The organism is Neomelitea salexigens DSM 19753 (assembly GCF_000422345.1).
GTDB classification, from domain to species: Bacteria; Pseudomonadota; Gammaproteobacteria; order Pseudomonadales; family Spongiibacteraceae; genus Spongiibacter; species Spongiibacter marinus_A.
Map to the genome: position 1 here is coordinate 271,099 of NZ_AULP01000002.1, position 15,397 is coordinate 286,495.

The following is a 15,397-nucleotide window of genomic DNA, read 5'->3' on the forward strand; positions in this document are numbered from 1 at the left end:
GCGGTGTCGAATTAACGATGGCACTGCTACAATTGCCAGCCTTTTTTCGGCCCAGTGATATAGCGTGAGCAAACTCAACGATCGACAACGCGAGGCGGTTCTGTACATCGACGGCCCGCTGCTGGTATTAGCCGGTGCAGGCAGCGGCAAGACCAGTGTTATCACGCGCAAGATGGCCTACTTGATCGAAAAATGCGGCATTCCCGCCCGGCATATCGCGGCGGTTACTTTCACCAACAAAGCGGCCCGCGAGATGAAGGAACGGGTGGGCACACTCGTCAAAGGCAAAGCCGCTCACGGCCTCACCGTGTCGACCTTCCACAACCTCGGCATGAACATTCTGCGCCGCGAATACGCCGCACTGAAATACAAGTCGGGCTTCTCAATTTTTGATGCGCAAGATGCCCAGGCTCTGATTCGCGACCTACTTATTCAAGAACACGGCAGCGACGGCGATCAAGCGGACCGCATCCAGCAACGTATTTCCCATTGGAAAAACGAGTTCGTTTTGCCCGAGCAGGCCGTCGCTGAGGCGGAAGGCCCAGCTGATATGCTCTGCGCCCAGGCTTACATTCGCTACCAAAAAGCGTTAAAAGCCTATAACGCCCTGGACTTCGACGATCTGATCCTGTTGCCAGCGCTGCTGTTTGAGCAGCACCCCGACATCCTCGACAAGTGGCGCAATAAAATTCGCTATATGCTGGTCGATGAATACCAGGACACCAACAGCGCGCAATATACGCTGGTGAAGCAATTGGTCGGCGATCGGGGCGGCCTCACAGTGGTGGGCGATGACGACCAGTCCATTTACGCCTGGCGCGGCGCAAAACCGGAAAACCTGTCACTACTCGGCAAGGACTACCCTCACCTGAAGGTCGTCAAGCTTGAGCAAAACTACCGCTCTACCGCGCGCATTCTTAAAGCGGCCAATACCGTTATCGCCAATAACCCCCACGAGCTGAACAAAGCGCTGTGGTCAGACCTGGGTTTTGGCGACCCCATCCGCATTATTCGCTGCCGCAATGAAGACGCCGAAAACGAGCGGGTGGCGGTCGAAATTCTCGACCACAAAATCCGCACCGGCGGTCGCTTTGGCAATTACGCCGTGCTCTATCGCGGCAACCATCAGTCGCGCCTGTTGGAGCTCAAGCTGCAAAGCCACCAGATACCCTACAAGCTGAGCGGCGGTACCTCTTTCTTTGGTCGCAATGAAATCAAAGACATCATGGCTTACCTGCGCCTGATGATTAACCAAAATGACGACAATGCCTTTCTGCGCATCGTTAATGTGCCGCGCCGCAAAATTGGCACCTCGACACTCGAAGCCCTGGGGAGCTACGCCACCGAGCGGGAAATTAGCCTGTACAGCGCCTGCGACGAAATGGGCCTGGCCCAGCGCCTACCCGAGGCCGCCGTCACCCGCCTGAAGGAATTCACGCAATGGCTGGACGGGATGCGGCGGCGCTGCTACGAGGACGATGCCATCGCGGCCGTCAAACAGCTCTGCAACGATATCGACTACCTGGACTGGCTGATACAGAACAGTTCGTCGGTGGCCGTTGCCGAACGACGCATGAACAATGTGCATACCCTCATCGCCTCGCTGGAGCAAAACCTCAGCGACGAAGAACGCAACGAGACCTTTGAAGAAGCCATCAGCCGTTTGGTGCTTCGCGATTTAATGGAGCGCCAAGCCGACGAGGAAGAAAGTGCCGACCAAGTCCAGCTGATGACCCTCCACGCAGCTAAAGGCTTGGAGTTTCCGCACGTATTTATGATCGGCATGGAAGAGGGGCTGCTGCCCCACCAAAACAGTATCGATGATGACATGGTGGAAGAGGAGCGGCGGCTCTGCTACGTCGGCATCACCCGCGCCCAACGCACACTGACCATGACCTATTGCGCCAAGCGCAAAAGCTTCGGCGAATTTACCAGCTGCGACCCCAGCCGCTTTTTAGCCGAGCTGCCGCAAGATGATGTCGAATGGGAAGGTCGCGCTGATGCCGATCCGGCACAAAATCAAAAACGCGGCGGTGAAACCTTGGCGAGCCTGCGCGACATGCTTGGCTGAGTCAGAGGTCGCCGTTGGGGCGAAAATCTGACCAGGTGATCAAGCTCAACCCCTTGTCGACAAAGCCATTTTCCTTAGCGTAACGCAACGCCCGATCAAGGTTGACCACGCCATTTCTCAGTGGGTCGAGCCGCACGCCAACAGAGAGCACACTCGTGGCTGCCAGCGCTCGGCCCTGACTGTCTAATACCGGCCCGCCACTGTCTCCCGGCACGGCGGGAGTATCGGTAGACACGCTATAGGACCAGCCGCCCCCCTCAACCTCAACAATACTACCCACCATTGTCTCTAACTCGCGAACGCCAAAGTGCAGTGAAGAATGACCGTAGAGAAAAATATCCTCCCCCACGTCAGCGGTGCCTGTAGCGAGCGCAACGGGGCCACCAAAAGCGACGGTTGCGGGATGAATATTCGCAATATCATCGGGGTGCAGTTTTACCAGAGCAAAGTCGTTGTAGCGGCAAGCGTCTGAGCCGGGGGTTTCACCCACCTCTTGCATCGCTCGCCAGCTGCTGTATACCAGCTCCGCTGGCTGCTGAGCATTTTCGACTATCACTTGGTTAAAGCCGATATCCAAACTGCGACTCTCACAGGGGTCAACACCGCTGTTGGTATCGGGGCTAAAGCAATGCGCGGCCACGCCAAGGTAAACTGTTTCGGCGTTGAGTTGGTAAAGGAAATTACTTGTGCAGCTGGAGCCATCAGCGACAACCTCAACGCCGGGGCGTATCTGGGTCGCCAGCGGCTCGCCAAAGCTCACGGTTCCGCCCCCACTAACAGGCGGCTGACCACCGCCACCTGAGGTCTCCGGTGAACTCGGCGTATTACCGCCGCTCGAGGAGGAGCCACCACAAGCGGCTATCAAGCAGCCTGCCGCTATTAGAATGAATACCTTGTTCATCACTTTTCGCCTGCACCGATCGCTAGTTACTGCATAATGTACGCAGCTATTACTCAAAACTCTACGAAATGTCACAGCATGCAGATGCCGCCAGTACCTTTTTCAACGCAAAAAAAAAGCCGCGACTAGCGCGGCTTCGGCAGACTGCCTAGCAATTACTTGCTGTTCTCAATCATGTAATCAACCGCCGCGATTACTTCATCATCAGAGCAGCTCATGCACAAGCCTTTCGCCGGCATCATGCCAATGTTGTTGAAGCCATTGATAGCGTTAGCATAGACGGCATCCAAGCCTTTTTCCGTGCGCGCCGCCCAGTCAGCAACGTCACCTAATTTCGGTGCACCGCCCGCGCCTACCGCATGACAGCCCTGGCAGCTACCTTTGTAAACTTCTTCGCCAGACTTCGCTGCACCGCCTGCTGCCGCCACGGTGGCACCACAGCTGCTGTCGCCTTGCAGGCAAACTTGACCAGCTGGCGCGATGCGAGATTCAACCTCTGCACGCTGCTTATCTGTCATTGCCCACGCTGAAACTTCGGCCAGCAACGCAACGACCACTACCAGCATTTTACCCATCTGATTCATCACGGTTTTCCCACCCTCTCGAAATTGTGGCTGCTCAGCCTAAAAATTCTGCTGCGCATTATATCCGCATGGCGCTTATTACTCCATAAGCGTCTGCGTTCGCCGAAACCTCACGGTACTGGCTGGTCTTTACGTATTCGCAGCCGGGAAGGATCCAAAACTAACAGAGATAAAAAAGGGGGCATGAGCCCCCAAGTCTGGAGCAACCCCAAATCAGCTTTCACCGGCTCCTGTTAAACGCTCAGCCGCATCGAGCAGGTCAGCCCGTGCAAAAGGCTTCGCCGTAAACTGGGTGGGTAGACGCGGCGCCGTAGTGAGCACATTGCTCTCTACCGGGCCGAGTGCGTTCGGCATGGTGCCAACCGTACTCAGGGTTACCGATTGCAACTGCAGAGGAGCCGTCACCCCTAGCTCGCGAAAGATCAGCCCGTAAAAGCCTAAATCCAGCCAGTGTTGCCCCGGCTCGAGCTGAAAGCTTTGCTGAGCAAAGGCTAAGGGAGCGGCATCGAGTGTCGCCAACACGCCAGACAAATGGAAGCGGCCGGCTTGCGCAACATTCACCTTGACTTGAACAACCAGGTTGCCATCCTTAACCACATCGCGATAGTGTCCGGTCAGTTCAGCAGCAGGCCGACTGTAGAGGAAGCCCCCCATACTGCGGTGTAGGTCCTTGCCATTATCGGCAGATACCCTCAGCCCCATATTTTTGGCCTTGCCGAGCGCCGGCTGCCAATCTTCCAGCAACACCAGCTCGCCCGTGTACACACCATCGCCCGCGCGCTGATCTGCGCCCTTGCCATCATCGCGCAGTGGCAGGGAAGCAAGCACCGCATCGGGCCCGGACATCAGCTCAGCTTGCACTTGCCAAGCATCGGATTCCGCCCCCTCCAGGGCCGAAGACCGGCTGACCTTTGCGCTCACACGCACAACATCGCCCGGCTCATAGCGGCTGGCATCACTCCAAAATGACAAGGCGGTGCCACCATAGCCACCAGTGGAAATAACCGATGGCTCGCGCTCTGAAACGATAGGGTTCAACGCATCGCGCGCCAAGGGTTGCGACCACGCGGGATAACGCGCTTGTACGCGGTAACTTTCGGCGGCCTGCTTGGCCAAATTACCCAGTGATTGCGCCTGTGTGGTCCCGGCCATCGCCGCTAACATCGCGCCACTCAACAGGGCGCCTTTTACTATTGTTTTCATCATCAATCTCCGAATACACGCCCTTAATAAAGAATGCTAATAAACTCAGCCGTGGTCATTGAGCTCTGTACCACCGTATTAGGTGAGCAGCTGCTGCCACTGCAAGTCCAAATCCCGTCTGGAATTTGCCGGCGGGTATCAGAGTCGCTGTCATCGCGCTCATCGCCGTGGTTTTCATGGGCGGCATCGAGGTTAAAGAAACCTGAAATCTCTTGTTTGTAGCTGTTATTACAGGCGTTGCTGTTGTTATAGCTGGTGCTCGCACTGCCGTCACAGGCAAAGATTGATGCGTACTGCACAACACCGTCGTCCTCACCGCTCAAACAGGCACTAGCACCAAAAATAGCTTCGTAGCCGCCGGTGAGATAAATGTTTTTCGCGGGGGCAGAGGCGTAAGTACGCACCTGAACATCATTGGAACTGCGCAGCCAATAAGTGGCATCATCACAATCCTGTATCCATCCGGCGAACCAGTTACACCCGCCACTCGACTGCCCGCACACAGCGTCAGCCCCCTCGGAACCGCGGTGTGCACCACCGGTAGTCACCGCTAGGGAAACCCGGCTGGCCACCGTGTCGTAAGGGCCGTTGTAGTTGTAGTTGGGGTCTGAACTGTCGTCATTCCCTAAAATGTAATCGGTAATCACGCCGCCCATGCTGTGGGCAACAATCCAAAACGTGCCGCCTTGGGCATAGCTCTTCGCGCAGCTATTGCCACCCCCGTCAGCACCGCCATTGGTCGCATTCACAATCTCGTTGGCAACCTCGCCCGCCGCTTCTGACTCCCAATAAGGACGAGTACCGTTATAGCCAACCACATAGTAAGAAGCCTGGTAGTTTTTCGTTGCCGTCCGAACAAAGTCATCGCTGCCATTCACCCAATAATTTCGGGCGGCAGAATACGACGTGTAGGTATTGGTATCCGTTTGCTTACCGTGGACAAAAATCAAACACGGGTTAGCAAAGGCATCCCCCGCGGCAAATAGCAGCGCAAGGCCGAGCACCCTCCGCATTACAGAACTTTTGAGCATCACTCTCTCCTGTTGTTATAACTATTATTCGGCGCGCATTTGCACGCCGGGAGTGCCACGCAAGCTATGACACATTTGCGCAACGGAGTGAATTCAAGTTCATACCTTGACGACGCGCCAATAAAATGCACCAATAGCGGGCATTAGTTGAGGGAATGTGTTAGCGCGAACTACGTCACAGTTGACGAATCGAGGATTGCTCGCTAGCGCTCTTCTGGCAGTGCCGGGCGCAGTACCAAAGACAAATCGTGCTTCGCCATCGTAAGCACGCCACTGGCGGAAGGGATTCGCCCGCGACCGAACTCATCGCGCAGTTCAACAGCGAGTTGATGCGTTTTTGGCAACACACCATTGTGGCGGATTAACCCACCGGGCTCGCGACCATCAATAGTGATGTGCAGCTGACCACCGCCGCTATCGCCGATTCGCACCGGCACCACCCCCTGAGGCAGCTCCTCTCCCTGCGCGTTGACGATTATCAGCCGGTAACTCGCCGGCTCGGGGCAAGCAACCTGAAAAGCCCGAGCCTGACTAAAGGCCTCACTGTGGGCGCCCGGGCTCAGGGCCCCCAGCGGCAGTGCGAGAGCGCTTTGTCGTACCGAGCAACGATGCGCCAACTCAGCCATTGCCCCCTGTGTCACTGCCGCCCGCGCCACCTCGTCCGGCAGCTCTGCCACCAAAGCACCGCCACGCAAATTCATCGAGGGCAGTCGAGCCCCGGGCAAGCGCAGGGGTGCCTCTGGAAGCGCGTTTACACTAGGCGGAATCGACAAGGGCAGCGTCTCATCCAGCTCTAATGCCGTGACGGGAAGAGAAGCCAGCACGAAAACCATGCCTATTATCAGATAATAAAAACGCGTCATAACCCGTTTTACGGCTCCTGCCGGAGCGCCCCCGCTTTAGCGTCAAAGAAAAACTCAGGAATATCATTGCCAATCCGCGGCAGGGAAACGCGATATGTCTTGCCCTGCCACACCAGTTCATTAACGCCCGCATGGCCATTTTCGATATAACTGCCAACACCAAAAACCGGGTAGTCTCGGCCATTCCAGGTAACGGTATCGCCGCTTTTCGCGCCATCAATCAACAATAAAAACCCGGGCGCTGCAACCACCACCTCGACAATGCCCCGCGTGCCCGGCACCACCACCGTGTCACTGCGCTGGTGCGACGTCGTATAACCGTCGGGCAGCGAATCCAGGTCGATAGCAAAATTCGTGGGGCGAAAGCCCTGCGCCGGTATCACCACGGTGCCATTGTCATCGGCCGTCACCCCCCCCTCCCCGTAGTCAACGCTAACGCCGGCCAAGCCCGTGTTCACCTCTAAGTAGCCCGCCTGACTCGTGAACGGCGGCAGTGCTTTCACCGCCCCAATCGACGTTAAGGCAAGGCCGCCACTGACCCTGGCGCTGGTCGTTGCCGTTTCGCCAATACTGCGATACTGAACCCCAGCATTGACGGTGCGCCAGCGCTTTGCCAGTTCAAGCTCATTGCGCTCTGACCCTGGCAACCGCCCCAGCTCCGAAAACACCGACTGATGCCGCAAGTTGGCGCTAAAGCGCTGGTCTTCAGCGTAGAAACTCGCCTCTGCACTGTGAGTGTCCACCTCCACCCCATTAGCGTAACCATATTGCAGGCTGCGCAACGTGCCTGAGCGCCTCGGCGACCACGCCAGGCTGGCGAAATACAGCGGCTGCTCGCCTTCAACTGCACTGGCCCCCAGCGACAGTCCCCAGCCGCCGATGCTTCTACTCAGTCGCAGCGCGCCACTGTGACGCCCGTCAACCCGGGTCAGCGAGCCCCCCAGGCTGTTATTCCCCAGGCGTGTTGCGGCGAAAAAACGCTGAAAGCTACCCACGGCCTCGTCGCTGCCGAGCCGCCGGAAGCCATCCACGTAGCGGCCGCTATAGCCAAATATCACCTTTGGATTGCGCAGCGCAGCGCGGTTAGACACCGACCAGGTATAGGCCCGCCCCTCTCCCCCTTCTTCAACTGGTGGAGCAAGGTCGTCGGGATAGTAATTTTGCGATGCACTAAGCTCAATTTGCGCCACGGGCGTTGCCAGCATCACCCCCAGCCCTGCGTTGAGTTGCTCGTCTACCGCTTCGACAAGGCCTTCAACATTAAGCCAGTTCAGCAGGCCATAGCGCACACCGGCAGCCCCCACCCGGCCGTCGTAACGATTGCTATCCTTGCGCAACAGCCCCGCCCCAAGGTCGAAGTCCAACTGGCCACGCCCCAACATTTGCGTCGTCCCCAACAACCGCGCCGACACCTCCTGCACCACGCCAAGTTCGTCGGTAAAACGCAGGGTCACATTACTGCCGTTGTCACCGCGAATGTCCTCAAAACGCACGCGTCCGGCAGCAACATTTTCGCGGCGAGTGCGCTCACCCTCGATAAACAATTCAGCGACCCCGGGCAAGCGCGATACAGTCGCTAAATCATAGGCTGGCGTGATCACCTGGCCAGGCTGTGTGTCGAAACGCCGGCGAAGACTCAGGCCGGCAAAGCGCTGGGCACTGCTCAACGGCCCCGAGGCGGTCACCGCATCGCCCAGCACAACTTCCAGCTGATGTTCGATCACCACATATTCCAGTGAGCTGCTGCCGCGCAGCCAGCCGCTATCTTCCAGCCACGCGGCATCGTGGCGCAGCACCGCGCCCCCGCCGAGCGAGGCCACCAGCCCAAGGTCCGCGGCGCCCGTCAACACCCTTTGATCTGCCGACTTTTTTTCGGCGCCCCGCAGCCCCCAATTGATTTGCAAGCCATAGTTATTTTGCGGCCGAAAGCGGCGCGCTGAAGGCGCCATCGACAAGCGGGACTCGGGCAATAAACGCGGGTGAAGCAATAGCTGGGCCGAAGCGGTGCGCTCGTTAAAGCGCACGTCACCCAAGCTGCTCAGCCTAAGGCATTGTTCACAGCCCGCCGCACTTTGCCGCGGAAGCGAAGACAGCGCCTCGCCATCGAGCAAACGTTTGGGCAGGTCGGCCTCGGCCATTAAAAAATCACCGGGCAACTCCCCACTTTCAAACAGCACAACCGTGGCGCGCACCGTGCCGGAAAAATCCATATCCACCACGCGCAACGACCCCGACTCAGCGGGCAGGTTAGCCAGCATAGCCAATGCGAGGGAGATAAATACGCTTCTTACATGCGGCACAGTTGCGACCAATAACATCAAACAGACTGCAAGTGTAATAGTGAAGATTGACCAAAGCCTTAGCAAAATTTGCTATAGCACAGCTACAACACACATCGCTAGTGTATGTGACACGAGCCGCAGAGCTCGTCAAAACAACTGGAGAAGGAACAAACGATGAAACTACAACAAAAAACCTTGGCGGCGGCCATTCTACTAAGCAGTACAGCAGCCTTTGCGGCTACTCCAAATGTATACACCGGCGAGAGCCAAACACCACTAACGGTGAGCGGAACAATCAACGAAGTTGTTGCCTGCTCTTTTGGCGGTGACTCACAGACTACCAATGAGCCCGACGAATTTGGGCAACTGCAAGGCGAACAGAGCTCCACTCAAGGCCTGTCATTTGAATTCGGTCAAGCCGGAGCACAGTATGTTGCTACAGCAACTGAGCAGCTCTCTATTACATGCTCGGACGACGCATCTGGTAACTCTTACAATGTTGCTATGACTGTCGCAGGGACAACAGCTGACTATACGGCTCGTAGTTCTTCTATCGACATCAAGATCAACGAAACCGCAAAGACAGCGACCTTGCAGGCATCTGAGGACGGAACCACCTTTAAGAACGTAAGTGATATCAACACAAATCTAGATGGCAATGGCGGGTCTGTTACTTACACATTTAAAGCCTCGATTGACGGAGATGTTGGCGATGTTTTCGGTGACGTTTCAGCAGAAAGCGCACAAAATCTTTTTGTGAAATTTGACGCGGAAGCCCCAGCCGACACTGGCGCTTAAGCCGCTTCGCCTCAACTGAATATAGGCCGCCCTATAGGCGGCCTTTACCCCTTGCAATGAAACCCGTATGCACCTTTTAAAAAGTTCGATACTCGTCATTTTCACACTACTGCTTTTTTCGCCATTGAGCTGGGCAGACGTCACCATGACGCCATCAGAGGCCACACTTTCAGCAGACAAGCGCGAAGCGAGCTTTATTCTTAGTAATGATACCGCCAGCGATATCGACGTCAGTCTGAGTATTGCTCCTTGGCTGTCCAGTTATCGCGACGATGTGGAGCAGGAAAAGCGGCTACTCAAAAACAAAGCCCTACTGGCCTACCCGCCGGTCGCGCGGGTCGAGGGCGGCGGCCAGCAGGTTTTTCGGGTGATTCTGCGCGACAAAAGCGTGGCCGACCTCCACCTGTTTCGGCTAAATGTTGCATGGAAGGCCAGCACCACTGAGGGCCAGCAACAAAATCGCGTTAGTTTACAGCCGGGTTATTCCTTCCCGCTGTTTGTTACGGCGCCCAATGCAGACTACCAGCTGCAATACCACACCGTTCGCCGCAACAACAACGACTATCTCGTACTGAAAAATCACGGACAAAAGCCCGTGTACGTTAAGGCCTATCGCCGCACCGGCGGTGAACATACGCCCTTTTTTGCCTACGCCTGGCCCGGAAAGACCCGCACCTTCAAGCTCCCCACCACCGGCGACGGCGACATCACGCTGCAGCTGCGCACCTATGGCTGGACCAAGAGCCAAGCCCCTGCCCAGCAACAAGCCGCGCAACCATAAATCGTCGCTCCGCTGCTCGGGGTAGCAAAATTTGCTATAGCCGGGCCCTCACCAACAACTTACTGTAGTTCCATACCTAGGTAGCTCCTTAGTGGGCTGCACATAGAATTACCTCAAGTAAACTGCTGCCCCAGCGCCACTCGGCATTGCGGTGACAGACAGAGGCAACGCGAAGGTCTTTTTCGCGCACTATTTTCGACATAACAACCTGCCTAAGCCTAACTATGAAAACGCTACGCTCCGGACTATTTTGGATATTGTTAACCACCCTTGCTCACGCCGCGCAGGGTTCGGTATTTGTCACCCCCTCGGAAGCCTATCTTTCACCGACACAAAACGAGGCGACGTTCACGGTTGTTAACCAAACAGATCAGCCGCTGGTTTTTAATTTTGGTTTGAGCCCCTGGCAAGCCAACGGCTTGGACACTCGGGCCGACGAACAGGCCATGCTTAATCGCAGAGCAGTTAAGCTATCGACTTCTCAAACGCAGATTCCGGCAAACAGCAAAATAACTATCACAGTTTCTCTCCATGATCGCGACATTGATGACTTGAGCCTGTTCCGACTTAACGTCAACTGGCACTCGAAGAGCAGCGATAACGACCTGCACTCTCTGGTGCATTCGCTGCCGGTGTTTATCACCCGCGAAAATGCCACGGAGCGCGTGCATTACCGCACGGCACACCGCGGCAATGACCACTACCTCATACTGGAAAATCACGGCAGTAAGCCCGCACACATCAATGCCTATCGCTGGCAAAATGGCAACGCCATTCCCTTTTATGCCTATGCATGGCCGGGGGTAACACGGTACTTCAAGCTGCCTAAAGGCGGTGAGGGAGAGGTGACGCTCAATGTGAGCGGTCTAGGCTGGGTCTACAGTGACGACGCACTGCAATACGTAAGTATCTACTGAAGTTTTTTCAGATACACCTTGCGGGGCAGCTGTTCTATTAATCATCGCTGGCGGTTAACACAAACCGCCCAAAGGCGTAGGGAAAACGCTGTTTAAGGGCCGTTCTCGTTCTGCGCATTAACTCTAGGCAGGGTTGAGAGGAGGCTTATGTTATGCCGCGCCACTTTCTCGGCGACTATACCACTGCACCAGTGCCGCGCGACCGCGCACCTTTAACTTGTCATAGGCCTTATACAAGTGACTGGAGGCTGTCGACGGGGAAATACCCAAGCGTCGCCCCACCTCTTTAAAGCTGCATCCATCGACAATGCAGCGCACCACATCCATTTCCCGTTCGGTCAGCACGTTCGTTGCACGGCGATCGGTGTGCGCGGCGATACGGATGCCTTCGTTGAGATGCAGCACGCGAATATACAAGCCCTGCCATACGAAACCTTCCACGTCTGGAGAGGGCAAGGAAAAAGGCAGTGACGCACCGCCCCAGGAAGGATACTGAGCAAGCATGTGCGCTTTAAAGGCATTGCAAAAACGCACTAGCTTACCGTCGTTATCAAGCCACGCCACACCGGTATCCGCAGGAGCGGAGACCATGCGACTCCCCACAAAACGCTGCGCATTATAGGCGGCAGCAACCATGCCCTGCGCCAGCGCATGCCAAGCTTCATCCGCCATTTCAAAAGACTTGCCTATTAAGCCAAACACAAGCCGGTGGCAGCCGTGGCTAGCACTGCTGAGCTCACAAACAACGGTTTTGCTTGCCGGACTGTCACTATATTCGCCTAACAAGCGCCGCTTTCGAACATCGTCGCCGTCGCACCCCCACCATTGACAATAAGCCAATGAGAAATCCTCACTTACCTGCCGGCAAAACTCTTCCTCGTATTTGTGCTGAGGCAGCTCCGCGGCCAGCGCATAGAGATTATTCAGGCGGTCGATGATGAAGGTTGTTGCAATCATAGCTACAAGGATTTTGTTTTTTGAGGGCTATGTCACAAAATACCTACATAGAGACACCCATGCAATACCACAACGATGAGTTAACGAAAGTTAATAAATATAGCTGCACTACACTATCGAAATTGTGAGTCTGACAACGCTCTGTTATAGTTGCGCGCTGCTAAACCGCCCGTAGCTCAGCTGGATAGAGCGTCGCCCTCCGGAGGCGAAGGTCAGAGGTTCGAATCCTCTCGGGCGGGCCATTCTCCACCTTTTCTCACCTCTCTCCTGCAGCGCCTCACTCCTTCAGCCTAATATTATTGCCAAAATTCTCGATAGGGCTTTGTTTTCGGCTATCGGATAATGCGCCCCTCGGATGGATCCGAAGGTTTGCCACGAAGGAGCGCAGCGATGTTTAATAACACCCTGAATAACCACCTCATAATTCTCACTGGCGCCATGCTGGTGCTGGCCTTATTCCTACCAGAGATTCACTAAGCCACGGCCTTACTGACACCACTCGTCCTTGATCTGTAAACATTTGCACCGCGTAGATGTGATAAATCCTTCAGGGAGTGACGAGATGCAACAACAATTGTTCGAACGAATTCGGGTACAGCGCGCCGTGAGCGACTGCTATTCATACCTGCGCGACTTCTCCAATATCGAGCAATGGGACCCATCGGTGTATCGCGCGGAAAAGTTGGGGGCTGACCCTTCGATGCCCGCAAGCTATCGGCTCAGCTTTAACAGGCCCAACAAACAGCTGACCATGCACTATCAGGAAACCCACGCCGAGGAAAATAAGTTGGTTTCCTTGGAGGGATATTCACTGGCAGATGACAGCGGTAATAGCCCCGGCCGCCTGCATGCCGTAGACGACATCGAATTTGAAGCGCTCGGACCCGAACTCACCGAAATTCGCTACCGCGCAACGCTGACCTTCGACGGTTTACCGGCAGCACTTTCCCCGCTTTTTAAGCCCGCCCTCAACCGACTCAGTAAGCGCGTGGCAAAGGGGATTGCCGATGCCCTGACCCCGAAACCCAGTCCTCGCGCCACGCCTAAACTGTCCACGCGTATTCACGATCAACTTATCCTGCCCGGCGCGATAAAATTCAGCAAGCACGGCTATTTAAACATGGCTGACAAAGCGCTGAGCGAACGCATGGACGGCAAGGTCGTGGTGTTAACGGGGCCTACCAGTGGTTTGGGGCTCGCCGCGGTTAAGCTTCTGGCCGGCCTGGGGGCTACGTTGGTACTACTCGGGCGCGGTGACGAGCGTTTGCGGGACTGCACTCGCGACATTCTCAACAGCAGTGGTTGCGAGGGCAGTAACATACACTCATACAACGTCGAGCTATCCTCCCTCGCACAAACCTCGGCGACGGCCAAACAGCTGCTCACTGACTTTCCAAACATTGATGTGCTCATCAACAATGCCGGAGCACTGTTTGCTGAACGTGAAGAAACCGAAGAAGGCAACGAACTTGCCTTGGCGGTAAATCTGCTCAGCCCAGTGCTGCTGAGCAAACTGCTCAGCCCCGCTTTTACTGACAGTTCGCGGATCGTCAATGTTGTGTCTGGCGGCCTGTATTTGTCGGCCCTTCGCCAACACGATATGCAATGGCGCAAGTCGAAGTACAACGGCAGTGGCGCTTACGCAAACGCGAAGCGAGCGCTGCTGTGCTATACCCAAATTCAACAGCAAGAGACTCTGCCAGCCACCTACGCTATGCACCCAGGCTGGGCGGCAACCCCCGGCGTGGAGAAGTCACTGCCTGCGTTTAACCGACTGATGTCCGGGGTGTTACGCGACAGCCGAATGGCTGCAGATACCGCAGTTTGGCTGGCATCCGCAGCAAAATTGCCGCTCAGCGGAGCGCTTTGGCTAGACCGGCAGCCACACCCAACGTCGGTAATACCGGGCACCGAGCCCAGTGCATTGCAACAAGCCTGGTTAGAAGAGTGGCTAGACGATCAACTCGCGCCGTATCTATAACCCGACAGCCAAGGAGCACGTCATGGGAACACAACAGGAAAGTGTCGCGGTTATTGGTGCCAGCGGCTTTATAGGCCAGGCACTTTGCTGCCAGCTGCTTGCTCAGGGCTACAAGGTACACGCGGTGGGTCGCTCGAAGGCACATTTACAAGCAGTTTTTGGGGAGGAGCAAGCAGACATCCAGCTCCATGATTACAGCACCTTGCGTGAGATCGACGCCCATATCGTGGTGAATCTGGCCGGGGAAAACATTGCCGCAAAGCGATGGAGCGCACAGCAAAAAGACCGACTACTGAGCAGCCGTCTCTCAGCAACCGAGCAAGTAAACGTCGCGGTAAAACGCTGGCCGTCACTTCACACCTTCATCAATGCATCGGCGATCGGCATTTATGGCGACGGCGGTGACAGAGAACTCAATGAAAATTCCCCAATTGGCCGAGGCTTCTCTGCTGAGCTCTGCCAACGCTGGGAAGAGAGCATCAACAGCCCCTGCAGGACCATCGTCGCTAGGTTTGCCGTCGTGCTGGACAGAGGCAGAGATGCCGGCGCTCTGGCAAAAATGCGGCCGGCCTTTTCACTCGGTGTCGGCGCCTATTTCGGCCATGGCAAGCAGTGGCAGGCCTATATCCACCGCCATGACGCCGTTAAAGCGCTGCTTTTTTTGATTGAGAACAAGGAGTTAGAGGGGCCGTTCAATATCAGCGGGCCTGAGCCTGTCACAAATCGCGAGTTCAGCCAGTTACTGGCAAATAAACTGCGGCGGCCCCTGCTGTTTTCAATTCCTGAATTTGCCGCGAAGATCCTGTTTGGAGAAATGCGGGAGTTATTCTACAGCTCCCAACGCATTATTCCTGACGGCTTACTGAGGGCAGGTTTTTCCTTCGACTTTCCCACCGTTGACCGTATGCTCGACGATTCGATCCAACACCCCGACCGTCACCAGTAGACGATGTCTCACATTATCTCGCTCTGATCTCGTCTGGTGGCAGAACGAGGAAAAGCTATGATGAAGGTGTCAAGGATGACAC

Annotated in this window: 13 protein-coding genes and 1 tRNA gene; 7 read left to right on the forward strand and 7 right to left on the reverse strand. The window is 55.8% G+C overall.

From position 1 onward, the window contains the following. Positions 1-64 precede the first annotated feature (64 nt). Positions 65-2,071: a DNA helicase Rep gene (gene rep / locus H573_RS0104610; RefSeq protein WP_027873235.1), complete on the forward strand. Its 2,007-nt coding sequence runs from the start codon at positions 65-67 to the stop codon at positions 2,069-2,071. 1 nt (position 2,072) lies between these two features. On the opposite strand, the gene H573_RS17055 is transcribed toward rep, so the two are convergent. From H573_RS17055 to H573_RS0104640, 6 genes are all read right to left on the reverse strand, one after another. Continuing rightward, positions 2,073-2,972, reverse strand: a complete 900-nt coding sequence (locus H573_RS17055) for a S1 family peptidase (protein WP_084497926.1) — start codon at positions 2,970-2,972, stop codon at positions 2,073-2,075. Positions 2,973-3,127: 155 nt separating this feature from the next. Next, complete coding sequence (locus H573_RS0104620; protein ID WP_027873236.1) at positions 3,128-3,556, reverse strand: c-type cytochrome; 429 nt, start codon at positions 3,554-3,556, stop codon at positions 3,128-3,130. Between the two features lie 213 nt (positions 3,557-3,769). Next, on the reverse strand, positions 3,770-4,759 hold the full coding sequence (locus H573_RS0104625; protein WP_027873237.1) for a DUF4785 family immunoglobulin-like domain-containing protein: 990 nt from the start codon (positions 4,757-4,759) through the stop codon (positions 3,770-3,772). A 23-nt stretch (positions 4,760-4,782) separates the two neighbouring features. After that, positions 4,783-5,790 (reverse strand): hypothetical protein, encoded by a 1,008-nt coding sequence (locus H573_RS0104630; protein WP_027873238.1) that lies wholly within the window; start codon positions 5,788-5,790, stop codon positions 4,783-4,785. A gap of 203 nt (positions 5,791-5,993) precedes the next feature. After that, a complete protein-coding gene (locus tag H573_RS0104635) occupies positions 5,994-6,653 on the reverse strand; it encodes a hypothetical protein (protein ID WP_027873239.1) in 660 nt (219 codons plus the stop codon). Between the two features lie 8 nt (positions 6,654-6,661). Then, positions 6,662-8,953, reverse strand: coding sequence for a fimbria/pilus outer membrane usher protein (locus tag H573_RS0104640; protein ID WP_161624237.1), 2,292 nt, complete (start codon positions 8,951-8,953; stop codon positions 6,662-6,664). 156 nt (positions 8,954-9,109) lie between these two features. Between H573_RS0104640 and H573_RS0104645 the strand changes: the two genes are divergently transcribed. The 3 genes from H573_RS0104645 (at position 9,110) to H573_RS0104660 (ending at position 11,431) form a co-directional block, all read left to right on the forward strand. Continuing rightward, a complete protein-coding gene (locus H573_RS0104645) occupies positions 9,110-9,733 on the forward strand; it encodes a hypothetical protein (protein ID WP_027873241.1) in 624 nt (207 codons plus the stop codon). Between the two features lie 67 nt (positions 9,734-9,800). Beyond that, the gene (locus H573_RS19585; protein WP_027873242.1) at positions 9,801-10,514 is read left to right on the forward strand and encodes a fimbrial biogenesis chaperone; all 714 of its coding nucleotides are present in this window, start codon (positions 9,801-9,803) and stop codon (positions 10,512-10,514) included. A gap of 224 nt (positions 10,515-10,738) precedes the next feature. Beyond that, the gene (locus H573_RS0104660) at positions 10,739-11,431 is read left to right on the forward strand and encodes a fimbrial biogenesis chaperone (protein ID WP_027873243.1); all 693 of its coding nucleotides are present in this window, start codon (positions 10,739-10,741) and stop codon (positions 11,429-11,431) included. 150 nt (positions 11,432-11,581) lie between these two features. Here H573_RS0104660 and H573_RS0104665 read toward each other — a convergent pair whose 3' ends face one another. Next, positions 11,582-12,388 carry a helix-turn-helix transcriptional regulator gene (locus tag H573_RS0104665; protein ID WP_027873244.1) on the reverse strand — a complete coding sequence of 269 codons (807 nt, stop codon included), beginning with the start codon at positions 12,386-12,388 and terminating at the stop codon, positions 11,582-11,584. A gap of 165 nt (positions 12,389-12,553) precedes the next feature. On the opposite strand from H573_RS0104665, the gene H573_RS0104670 reads away from it, so the two are divergent. From H573_RS0104670 to H573_RS0104685, 3 genes are all read left to right on the forward strand, one after another. Continuing rightward, positions 12,554-12,630: transfer RNA gene (locus tag H573_RS0104670), tRNA-Arg, on the forward strand. A gap of 320 nt (positions 12,631-12,950) precedes the next feature. Beyond that, positions 12,951-14,369, forward strand: a complete 1,419-nt coding sequence (locus H573_RS0104680; protein ID WP_027873245.1) for an SDR family NAD(P)-dependent oxidoreductase — start codon at positions 12,951-12,953, stop codon at positions 14,367-14,369. Between the two features lie 22 nt (positions 14,370-14,391). Next, positions 14,392-15,315, forward strand: a complete 924-nt coding sequence (locus H573_RS0104685) for a TIGR01777 family oxidoreductase (RefSeq protein ID WP_027873246.1) — start codon at positions 14,392-14,394, stop codon at positions 15,313-15,315. The last annotated feature ends 82 nt before the right edge of the window (positions 15,316-15,397 follow it).

Bases quoted from the DNA above. Each gene is read 5' to 3' on its own strand.
- H573_RS19585 (WP_027873242.1), top strand. From the start codon at position 9,801: ATGCACCTTTTAAAAAGTTCGATACTCGTCATTTTCACACTACTGCTT.
- H573_RS0104680 (WP_027873245.1), top strand. From the start codon at position 12,951: ATGCAACAACAATTGTTCGAACGAATTCGGGTACAGCGCGCCGTGAGC.
- H573_RS0104635 (WP_027873239.1), bottom strand. From the start codon at position 6,653: ATGACGCGTTTTTATTATCTGATAATAGGCATGGTTTTCGTGCTGGCT.
- H573_RS0104625 (WP_027873237.1), bottom strand. From the start codon at position 4,759: ATGAAAACAATAGTAAAAGGCGCCCTGTTGAGTGGCGCGATGTTAGCG.
- H573_RS0104685 (WP_027873246.1), top strand. From the start codon at position 14,392: ATGGGAACACAACAGGAAAGTGTCGCGGTTATTGGTGCCAGCGGCTTT.
- H573_RS0104665 (WP_027873244.1), bottom strand. From the start codon at position 12,388: ATGATTGCAACAACCTTCATCATCGACCGCCTGAATAATCTCTATGCG.
- H573_RS0104630 (WP_027873238.1), bottom strand. From the start codon at position 5,790: ATGCTCAAAAGTTCTGTAATGCGGAGGGTGCTCGGCCTTGCGCTGCTA.
- H573_RS0104620 (WP_027873236.1), bottom strand. From the start codon at position 3,556: ATGAATCAGATGGGTAAAATGCTGGTAGTGGTCGTTGCGTTGCTGGCC.
- H573_RS0104645 (WP_027873241.1), top strand. From the start codon at position 9,110: ATGAAACTACAACAAAAAACCTTGGCGGCGGCCATTCTACTAAGCAGT.
- H573_RS0104660 (WP_027873243.1), top strand. From the start codon at position 10,739: ATGAAAACGCTACGCTCCGGACTATTTTGGATATTGTTAACCACCCTT.
- H573_RS17055 (WP_084497926.1), bottom strand. From the start codon at position 2,972: ATGAACAAGGTATTCATTCTAATAGCGGCAGGCTGCTTGATAGCCGCT.